The following is a 7,954-nucleotide window of genomic DNA, read 5'->3' on the forward strand; positions in this document are numbered from 1 at the left end:
TATTAAGTTATTAAGTTATTAAGTTATTAAGTTATTAAGTTATTAAGTTATTAAGAGCGAGCCTATTCCTCAGCTATCTGGTACAAGCCATAGTTAACCTGATTTGAATATCCCGACAACCCTGCAGTTAAAGAGCCTGCAATCCATTTCCAAGGAAAATATAAGTATGACACTTCAAGACTACACTTTAGCCTCTCCAGGCTATTATAAGCACTCTAATTTCCCCACCGAATATGGCGGTATTAGGCGCCAAAAACATGCAAAAAGTCCCGGCCTGAATATTCAGCCGGGAGAAAGCCTAAACGTCAGCTCACGTAAGTTTTCCAGGGACAGGTGGGTGGTAGGTACGCTTGATGCCGATGATCGGGTGTTTGTATTTGGCTGTTCTGTGCCTTTTCAGACGGATATTTCGATCGGCTGGGTAGAGGAAATTGATCCGGTGACGCTTGAGACCATCAAGGCCTCACCAGAGCTATCCACGGGCGGACACAATTGGTGTGGTGGCGCTGCCATCCTTGCCGACGGAACGATTATCACAGGTTTTGGTAACCGCATTCATAAACTGAGTTTTGATCTTGAACTTATCGCTGAGATGGAGCTTCCGGTGGATCGTGCCCATAATGGCGTTAGTCTTTTGTCTGATGGTCTGATGATTACCCGCAATCTCGAACACGATCACAGCAAAAAATCTGTCTTCACCCTTTTTGATCCACATACCTTGGAGATCGTTAAAAAAGTTGAGTTTGTTGGTGCTTCAATTGGTCGTTTCTGCGTTGACCAGACGGGAGACGGCGAATACGTTTATGCCACCACGCCTAGCCATATTCATCGTCTGATCTACAAAAATCGAAACCTCTTGCTGGACAAGGACTGGAGTGCTTCCTATGACTTGCCGAGCGAAGACCAAGGTTTTGCCTGGTGCAATACTGTAGGTGGTGACAGTGTCTGGTTTATGGATATGGGTGATCTGCCACAGCTTGAAAGCATTATGCGTGCACACCCCGTTGGTACTAAACCCTTTGCATTGAACAAGCCCAATAGTGCGCCGGTGCGGGTGTATCGGGTTTCTACTACGGATAGTCGATCAACGGATACATTGACCCCGTTCGGTTTGCCTAATGGAGGGCATGCTGCATCGCCGCTTTATGTACAAGATAAACGAATTCTTTTGACCTTTGATACTGTCAATAGGAAAACGGGGGCGTGGCGATTTAATGGGCCGGGAGACTTTACTCATTTGTGGACTCACGATATCGCCAATTCCAATCAAGTTCTATATTATCCCGACACGGGTGAGGTCGTTCTTGACGATGTGCTCGAAGACCAAAATGTCGATGCGGTGGTTGTTGATCTTGAAACGGGATTGGAAAAAGGGCGTGTTGCTACTGGCGGTCGTTATGCTGCGTCTATGGCATTTTATCCGGGCTTGGGTCGTGATGTTTACACGACCAGTGGAGCGCACGGTTTGTTGTATCGAGTCTACGTTTTATAAAAATAAAGAGCTAACAATGAAAACACGATAGTTAAGGATAACTATCGCTCTGGTAGTGGCCTTACTGATCTCCGGCGACCGTTATTGGTACATCAACTTCAATAACGATTGGCACCAACAATATGCCTGCGCCAATCGTATTAACGCCATGGTTTATGCGTTTTCGTATCAATTAAACAGCGCGTATAAATGGAGTTAACTGATAGGGGATTAATTTGTTGTGATTAAATGCCGCCCAGACACATATACTTAATCTCAATATAGTCTTCGATGCCGTACTTGGAACCCTCACGCCCAAAGCCGGATTCCTTGACACCACCGAACGGCGCCATTTCGTTAGAGATAATACCTTCATTAATACCGACAATACCGTACTCCAGTGCTTCACCCACACGGAAAATTTGACTGATATCTTTGCTGTAAAAGTAAGAGGCCAAACCGAACTCGGTGTCGTTAGCCATGGCCACGGCTTGTTCCTCGGTGTTAAATTTAAAGATGGGGGCAACAGGGCCAAAAATTTCTTCTTTAAACACACGCATGGAGGCATCGGCATTGGCCAGCACGGTAGGTTGGTAGAAGCAATGCCCCAATGCCGAGCGACCGCCGCCGGTGGTGGCGATAGCGCCTTTTTTCAATGCATCCTGAACCAGCTCATCTACATCGCTAGTCGCTTTAGCATTGACCAAAGGCCCCATGGTGACATCTTTTTCGGTGCCGGCACCGACTTTAAATTCGTTCACTGCAGTAGTTAATTTTTCGGTAAAGGCGTCGTACACGCCTTCCTGTACCAATACTCGGTTGGTGCAGACACAGGTTTGACCGGCGTTGCGAAATTTGGAGGCTAGGGTGCCAGCAACGGCTGCGTCCAGATCGGCATTATCAAATACGATTAATGGTGCGTTGCCGCCAAGTTCCATAGAGGTTTTCTTCACTGTGCCAGCACATTGTTCCAGTAATGCTTTGCCTACAGGTGTGGAGCCGGTAAAGGTCAGTTTTTTGACTATCGGGTTGCTGGTCATCTCGCCACCAATGGCGCGCGAACTGTTACCGCATACAACGTTAAAAACACCGGCAGGCACGCCAGCTTGTTCGGCCAATACTGCCAGAGCTAAAGCCGACAGAGGTGTTTCAGTGGCCGGCTTACCGACAAAGGTACAACCGGCTGCCAGCGCCGGAGCTGCTTTACGGGTCAGCATAGCGTTGGGAAAATTCCACGGCGTAATAGAGGCCACAACACCGACCGGTTGCTTAACCACCAGCAGGCGTTTGTCGTTGGACGGCGGAGCAATGATATCGCCGTAGATGCGTTTGGCTTCTTCGGCAAACCACTCGATATAGCTGGCACCGTAAGCAATTTCGCCGGCAGCTTCTGTCAGGGGTTTGCCTTGCTCAGCGGTGAGAATCTGCGCCAGATCGCTTTGATTAGCCATAACCAAATCAAACCAGCGGCGTAGAATATTGGCACGCTCTTTGGCGCTTTTGGCGCGCCAGGCTGGCAGGGCGGCTTCAGCTGCCTCAATAGCGCGGCGGGTTTCGTCGGCGCCAAGATTGGCAATAGTGGCCACGGTGTCGCCCGTGGCTGGGTTGCGTACGTCTACGGTTGCGCCGTTATCACCGTCGATCCACTCGCCGTTGATGTAGGATTGGGTGCGGAGGAGATTGGGCTTGTTTAATTGCATGGAAATTCTCTTTATTTCGCTAGGGGGCGTAAATGTTCGTCTATGCAGCATCGCCGCGTTCGAGGGAATGACATCAATGGCTATGTGATTAGTCTACCAGCATAGACTCCAATGCAGTACGCATCGGTGTAGAAATTGGCACAGGCCTTTCAGTTTTGCGATCCACAAACACATGAGTAAAGGTCCCAAAAGCACAACAATCATTATCGCCTTCTTTAAATATAGCAATACCGTATTCCACCGAGCTGTTGCCTAAACGGTTAACACGAAAACCGCCTTCTATTTTCTCTGGGAAGCTAATCGCTTTTTTATAATCGCACTGAGAGTTAACAATATAGCCAATAATATCGCCATCATGAATATCGAGCCCTGCTTGCTGAATCAGGTAGGTGTTTGCCACGGTGTCAAAATAGGAATAGTAGTGCACATTGTTAACATGGCCGTATATATCGTTATCCATCCAGCGGGTGGTGATGGGCATAAACCAGCGATAGCTTTGACGTGTTGGTAGGTCAGACATGGTTACTTCTCTAATAAAAAATTAATAGGCAGCTTGGTAAATCGCTAGCGCATCACTTTCGGATACTTCGCGTGGATTGTTGATGAGTAGGCGTTGTTGCAGCATGGCATCGCCGGCTAGCATAGGCAGATCTTTCTCTTCGATGTCCATATCTCGCAGGCGCGCGGGAATTTTCAGCTTGGTGATTAAATCTTCCAGATAGTTAATCAGCAGTTGAGTTTTCTGCAGGGCATCTCCCTGAGCATTAGCGCCCAGTATCACATCGGCTAATTCGGCGTAACGTTCACTAGCGGCTTCGGCGTTAAAGCGTAAAACGTGAGGCAGCACCAGTGAGTTACTTAAACCGTGCGGAATATGGAAATGGCCGCCTAGCGGGTAGGCCAGCGCGTGAACAGCTGCCACTGGAGCATTGGCAAAGGCCTGGCCGGCCAGACAGGCTCCCAGCAGCATGGCTTGGCGAGCTTCAAGGTTGGTGCCATTGTGAGTGGCTTGTTCAATATGAGTGGACATCAAGCACAGCGCTTCGCGGGCCAGCATATCGGAGTAGGTATTCTTTTTATGGATGCTTGTGTAAGCCTCAATGGCGTGCACCATGGCATCAATACCGGTGGCGGCGGTGATATGCGGTGGCAAGCCCAACGTTAGCTCGGCATCCAGCAGCGCAACATCGGGCAGTAATTGTGGGGCAACCACGCCGGTTTTGGTAGTTTCACCGGTGGTAACAATGGCCACAGCAGTAACCTCTGAGCCGGTACCGGCGGTGGTGGGGATCTGAATCAAGGGCAGTCGCTGACCTTTGGCTTGTTCAACACCGTAGATCTGTTCCAGCGTTTCACCGGATTTGGCCATCAAGGCAACCAGTTTGGCGGTATCCATGGAACTACCACCACCGAAACCAATAACAGCATCGACCTGTTCGGTTTTGGCTTGTTCCAGCGCGGCCAACACAATCGATTCCGGCGGATCGGCAACAATATCGGTAAAGCTGTGGTAGGGCATATCAGCCGCTTTTAGTGCCGCTTCAAGCTTGTCGAGCAGACCGATACTGACAATGCCCGGGTCAGTCACAATCAGCGGACGGCTGATATGCTGATTGCGGCAGATCTCGCCGATACGCTGCAAGGCGCCAGATTCATTAATAATTGATTTGGTGGTAGCAAAGGTGAAACTGTTCATGATTCCTCTTAGCAAACTGGGGCCGCCAACGTAGTGAGGGGCTAATAGCTGTATTTTCCTCTTATTATCTGTATATTGATAATTTATATTTGTGATTAATATATTCGCGATATGAATATTAGAAATATCGACCTGAATCTGCTCGTGGTCTTTGACGCGGTGATGCGCGAGCGGAGTGTATCCAAGGCTGCCCAAACGTTGGCTCTGACTCAACCTGCGGTAAGCAATGCGCTCAATCGGCTACGCCGGATGCTTGACGACCCGCTACTGGTGCGCGCTCGGCAGGGTATGGAGCCCACACCGCGGGCGCTGGAGCTTTTTGCGCCGGTGCAGCGAGCCTTGCTGGAGCTGGATCAATGCTTGGTTAAGCCAGCGAGCTTTGATCCTGCCAACAGCGAGCAGCTTTTTGTAATTGCTGCTACAGATTATGTAGCACTGCTGTTATTACCGCGTTTGCTCAAACTGCTTGAGCGTCAGGCCCCAGGGATTGAAGTCCAAATCAGAAATTTTGGCCCAGAAAATCCGGAAGCAGCACTGGAGGCCGGTGAATTCGATTTCGCCATGGGGCGCTTTTTTGATCTCAGCCCTAGACTGCAGCGACAGTTGTGGTTGGAAGAGCGTTTGTGTTGTCTGGTGCGTAAAGATCACTCGCAAATCAAAAAACGTATTACCTTAAAGCAATATCTAGCTTTGGGGCATGTGTGGGTGTCCAGCAATGAGCGCCGCGGCATGGTGGATCGCTGGTTACAGGACCAGGGTCATCAGCGCAAAATTGTCTCGGTGATTCCTAACTACACGACGGCTGCCATGGTGGTAGCGGAAACGGACTTGGCTCTGGTATTGCCAGAGCGGTTTGCTGATGATTTTTGTCAGTTGCTACCAGTGAAGGTATTGCCGTTGCCAATGGAGTTGGGTGCCTTTACGGTGGATATCTTGTGGCATCCGCGTCATGCGTCGACGCCCGCGCATCAGTGGTTATTGGAACGATTGTCGGATGTAGCTTCGCTTATGGAAGTTGAGTAACTTGACAGTTAGTTGCAAGGATCATCCAAAGTGGCTACCCAAACATTAAAAATGATCCTGTGGCGATGATAGACGATCCGCTATTTGTCCGTTTCAGTAGTTTGTCGTCAGTCTGCCTAATCGCCTCTGCAACGATAAGGGATAAAAACAAAATGCCAAGGCGCCACGACTGAGAATCAGCAACGGCAAACAAATTTGTAATAATTTGATTGGCTCGGTTGAGTAGATCTATTTCTATTTGCTCGATCGAAGGCGATGAAGCCGATATATGTCCGAATATGATTGCGAGATTTTGTGCGTGCTTACTATAATCAAGCGCTGCGGTCATTCGGCAATCTCCGCATACCCCAATGCGCACCTATTAATAAGTATAAGTAAGAGCAAGTATGAATATTAATGTTAATGATCAGGCAGGTAATTTTGGCGATAGTGCAGGAGTGACGGATGTTACAGCATCAATAGACCGCCAGCCTTTGGATGGTCACCGCTCTGCCCTGATCCTGCTGATGTTGGCCTATGCCCTGTCGATGTGCGATCGGATGATTTTGTCCATTTTGTTTCCGGAGATAAAAGCGGAGTTTGCTTTAAGCGATACCCAGTTGGGCTTGTTGGGTGGTGTTTCATTCGCCCTGTTTTACGCCACCATGGGCCTGCCTATTGCACGTCTGTCTGATCAGTACAGCCGCAAGCGCATCATTCTTGCCAGTCTTGTAATTTTTTCTTTAATGACTGCTTTCTGCGGTCTGGCCGTTGGTTTTATCAGTCTATTGTTGATGAGAATCGGAGTGGGTATTGGGGAGGCCGGCGTGAACCCTGCCAGCCACTCCATCATTGCAGACTATTTTCCTCCGCAGCGTCGTGCGCTCGCCATGTCCATATTAATGCTGGGTGGCAGCATTGGCATGATTCTGGGTTTTGTTGGCGGTGGTATTGTCGCCGAACATCATGGTTGGCGTGCCGCGATGGTGGTCGTGGGTGTGCCGGGCCTGTTACTGGCTGTCGTGATGCTCAAGATGCTAAAAGAGCCTGCCAGAGGCACGTTTGAGACACAAGCCAGCGAGCCGCCGCCCCCCCTACTCACCACCGCTAGGGCTATGTGGCAAAACCCCGCCATGCGCCATTTGATTTTTGGTTCGATAGCTGTCGGCATGATGTCGTATGGCTTAACCCAATGGTTACCGACTTTTTTTATGCGAGCACATGATCTCAGTCAATCTCAGACAGGTATGTTGATCGCGGGTCTGTTTGGCATATCGGGGGCGATCGGCGGATTGGTGGCTGGTAAGGTGTTTGATCGCTTGGCTGCTCGAGGTTTTCAGTACGGCATGTGGATGATTGCCATCGTGCCGTTTTTTACGATGCCGTTTTTCATTATGGGCCTGCTGGCCGACGAGCTAACCACTGCCATCGTGCTGTTTATTATTCCAGGCTTTGCGGCTAACTACGCCATGGGCGCAACCTTAGCCATGGTGCAAACCTTATCGCCAATCAATATGCGCGCCGTCTCTTCGGCCATTATGATGCTGTTTGTTAATCTTATCGGCATGGGCTTGGGGCCTTTGCTGGTAGGTGTTCTCAGTGACCTGCTGACTCATCGTTATGGCGAAGATGCATTGGGTGTAGCCTTGGCCTGTTTTAGCCTCGTCGGTATGTGGGGGGCTCTGCATGCATGGTTATGTGGTCGTGCCTTGGCGACACAGAAAACACAAAGTGTATAAAACGTCTGTTTCAGCGCAGTGGTAGCACTGTGAAGTTAACAGCTTGGCACCTAGCTACTGCTCGCTGATTCCTGTCTTGCCCCAGTTCAGCTACAAGCTACTTATATATGCTTGCCCGAACATGCTGCTCTTGTATTTTAACTTCTTAAACAAGCAATTTTTTTGCTAAATCGAAAGTGACGAATTCGATATCTGTCCGAATATGATAACGGGCTTTTGAGCGCGGTTATTATAATCGAACGCAATTGACATATGAAACTCCGATGACTCTATCGGAATTAGGAGGCGGTGATGGATTTTGAATACAGCGAAAAAGTGCAGGATTTACTGCTGCGGGTTCGACAGT

At 49.3% G+C, this 7,954-nt stretch carries 7 protein-coding genes; 3 read left to right on the forward strand and 4 right to left on the reverse strand.

From position 1 onward, the window contains the following. The first annotated feature begins 166 nt into the window (after positions 1–166). The gene (locus AACP44_RS07505) at positions 167–1,492 is read left to right on the forward strand and encodes a hypothetical protein (RefSeq protein ID WP_339339870.1); all 1,326 of its coding nucleotides are present in this window, start codon (positions 167–169) and stop codon (positions 1,490–1,492) included. Between the two features lie 224 nt (positions 1,493–1,716). Here AACP44_RS07505 and AACP44_RS07510 read toward each other — a convergent pair whose 3' ends face one another. The 3 genes from AACP44_RS07510 to AACP44_RS07520 form a co-directional block, all read right to left on the reverse strand. Next, positions 1,717–3,171, reverse strand: coding sequence for an NAD-dependent succinate-semialdehyde dehydrogenase (locus tag AACP44_RS07510; protein WP_339339871.1), 1,455 nt, complete (start codon positions 3,169–3,171; stop codon positions 1,717–1,719). Positions 3,172–3,259: 88 nt separating this feature from the next. Continuing rightward, positions 3,260–3,691, reverse strand: a complete 432-nt coding sequence (locus AACP44_RS07515; protein WP_339339872.1) for a thioesterase family protein — start codon at positions 3,689–3,691, stop codon at positions 3,260–3,262. Positions 3,692–3,712: 21 nt separating this feature from the next. After that, positions 3,713–4,867 (reverse strand): iron-containing alcohol dehydrogenase, encoded by a 1,155-nt coding sequence (locus AACP44_RS07520; protein WP_339339874.1) that lies wholly within the window; start codon positions 4,865–4,867, stop codon positions 3,713–3,715. A gap of 111 nt (positions 4,868–4,978) precedes the next feature. Here AACP44_RS07520 and AACP44_RS07525 point away from each other — a divergent pair, with 111 nt between their 5' ends. Continuing rightward, complete coding sequence (locus tag AACP44_RS07525; protein WP_339339876.1) at positions 4,979–5,890, forward strand: LysR family transcriptional regulator; 912 nt, start codon at positions 4,979–4,981, stop codon at positions 5,888–5,890. 34 nt (positions 5,891–5,924) lie between these two features. Here the strand turns inward: AACP44_RS07525 and AACP44_RS07530 are convergent, their stop codons facing one another. Beyond that, on the reverse strand, positions 5,925–6,218 hold the full coding sequence (locus AACP44_RS07530) for a hypothetical protein (protein ID WP_339339877.1): 294 nt from the start codon (positions 6,216–6,218) through the stop codon (positions 5,925–5,927). A gap of 58 nt (positions 6,219–6,276) precedes the next feature. On the opposite strand from AACP44_RS07530, the gene AACP44_RS07535 reads away from it, so the two are divergent. Continuing rightward, positions 6,277–7,608, forward strand: a complete 1,332-nt coding sequence (locus tag AACP44_RS07535; RefSeq protein ID WP_339339879.1) for an MFS transporter — start codon at positions 6,277–6,279, stop codon at positions 7,606–7,608. Positions 7,609–7,954 lie beyond the last annotated feature (346 nt).

It is taken from the genome of uncultured Oceanicoccus sp. (assembly GCF_963968385.1).
GTDB lineage: Bacteria > Pseudomonadota > Gammaproteobacteria > Pseudomonadales > Dasaniaceae > Oceanicoccus.